This window comes from Bradyrhizobium sp. Leo170, assembly GCF_004296405.1.
GTDB lineage: Bacteria > Pseudomonadota > Alphaproteobacteria > Rhizobiales > Xanthobacteraceae > Bradyrhizobium.
Genome location: NZ_PSRR01000638.1, coordinates 1 through 2098 on the forward strand (window position 1 = coordinate 1; position 2098 = coordinate 2098).

At 62.9% G+C, this 2098-nt stretch carries 1 protein-coding gene; it reads right to left on the minus strand.

The features are described 5' to 3' along the window. On the minus strand, positions 1–2086 hold a 2086-nt coding region (locus tag CWO89_RS43445), incomplete at its 3' end, for a hypothetical protein (RefSeq protein ID WP_130584302.1). Positions 2087–2098: the final 12 nt, after the last annotated feature.

The window sequence follows — 2098 nt, forward strand, 5'->3', positions numbered from 1 at the left end:
GAGCGGGTGGGCTTGCCTTCGCCAGCGACGGCAGGACGTCAATGGCAGTCTTGATCTGCGACAAGGCATCGACGATCGCTTGCGCGGCGCGCCGGCGCAGGTCGACCGAGCGCGCCGCGAGATCGAGCAGCTTCGCGGGCTGCATGCAGAAGTCGGTCGCGTGCAGGTCTTGCAGATGTTTCCTTATCTTCTCGACTTCGAGGACGGCGCCTGCGAATTGTTGCAGACTCCGCGTCAGGGAAGCGTGCAGTCCGAGGATGACATCGCGCGCGTCCTGCGGCGCATTCGCGGGTATCTGCAGCTGACCGAGCTGGTCGTTGATGTTTGCGAGTTGCTCGGTGATCTTCTTCGATTTGACCGCGTCGATCTGCTCGGTGAGCCCAACGGCAAGGTTGTTGACAAACGTGTAAGCGTCGTTGGCGGCGGCGCCGCAAAGATCGGTCAATGACTTACCGACTTTCGCCACGCTGACCGCGAACGCGGAACGCAGCGCGGTGTCGATGACGCCATTGGCAAAGGCAAAGGCGCGCTGCGCAAGGCCTTCCGCCGCGGCCTTGGCCTGCTCGCGCAATTTCGCTTCGAGTTCGGCTGCGGCAGAACGAATTTCCTGCTCGGCAACCTTTCGAATTTCGTCGGCAACAGCGTTGACGAGCGCAGTCTTGTCGCTGCTCGTCCCGCCATTGACCGCGTCCACGAGATATTTTTCCGCCAGCTTGTCAAAGGCGTCGGACAGCTTCTTGTTCGAGGCCCACAGAGCGATCAGTCGCTGGTACTCGCCGTCGGTGGCTTCGTCGATTTGCTCGAGCGCTCGATTTTGAGCGTCCTTCAGCGCGTCCTTGGTTGCCTGTTCGGCTGCCGTGCGCCATGTCCTGATGTCATTCTGCAGAGCTTCAAGCTGGTTCTGTACCGATTGCTTCGCCGCCGCCGCCAGTTGCGGCCCGATCTGATCGAGCGGCTGGTTGACGACGATGAGCGGGACCGCCGTCTCCATGTCGACGAGAATCTTCCATCCATATTTTGGAAAGTCTCGCGCCTGCGCTTCGCTGACGCCTCTTCGCAGCACGGCGGTGATGCGGTCGGCGACCACGGCGCGACCCCAGGCAACCTTTCCGGTTGCTTCCTGCTGCAACTGCTGGACGGCGGCGAGCAACCTGGCAAACGGCTCGGCGAAAACTTCGTAGAACAGCGCCTGCTGAAGCCGGGGCAGCACGGCGGCCGGATTTTTCATGACCCGGACGCATTGCTCGTGCACTTGCGCGGCGGTGGGAGGCGTGCGTTGCGCGGGCTCCGGGAACGCGGTGAATGCGCCGGCTGGATCGTCCAGCACGCCGAACACCAGTTGGAACGTGTCGGAATCGAATTGTGCGCAAATCTGCTCGAACAGGGCGTTGGGTTCGATCAGCGGTTTGAGCAGCTCGTTGATCGTCTTGGCAGGGTTGTCGGAAAAGTTGCGCAGCGCCGTCCATTGCTCCTGAAGCGTCGCCAGTTGCTCGCGGACGATCGTCGGCATGGGATCGCTGGCCAGCCGGCGCAGCTCCGTTATCACCGCCTCGACATCGGATTTGAACGCGGTCGCGAGGCCAAAGATCCTGTCGGCGTTTTCCGCCTTGGCATCTGCCGCGGTGAGTGCCCCGATCTTGGTTGCCGTGCTCTTGGTTTGGTCGAGAGCCGCGGTGAATTTCGGATAGAGGGCGGCCAGGTTCATCTGGGGGCCACCCACCTGCTTGAGTTTGGCGTCGGCGGTCTGCTCGACTTGTTTGATTGTATCGACAACTGTGGTCGCGGCAGGCCCTGCCACCGCGACGATGGCCTTCAACGTCTCCTCGATCGCTTCGGTGGCCTTTGACGCGCCATATTGCGCGGCCTCCACCAGTTTCGGCGCCGCCGCAATCAGCACCGCGCGCAGGATGTCCTTCAACGGCACGATGCCCAGTAGCTTGGCGTCCTTCAGCGCGCCGCCGAAAAACTCGATCGGATCGAACCGGCCGGCAAGCGCCGAAACCATGTTGTAAGGGCTGGCGGGCTGTTGCGATCCGGCGGGGGCCGGATTCGCCGCGGCTGCCGCCGGCGCAAGTGGCGGTGCCACCACGAGAGCCGG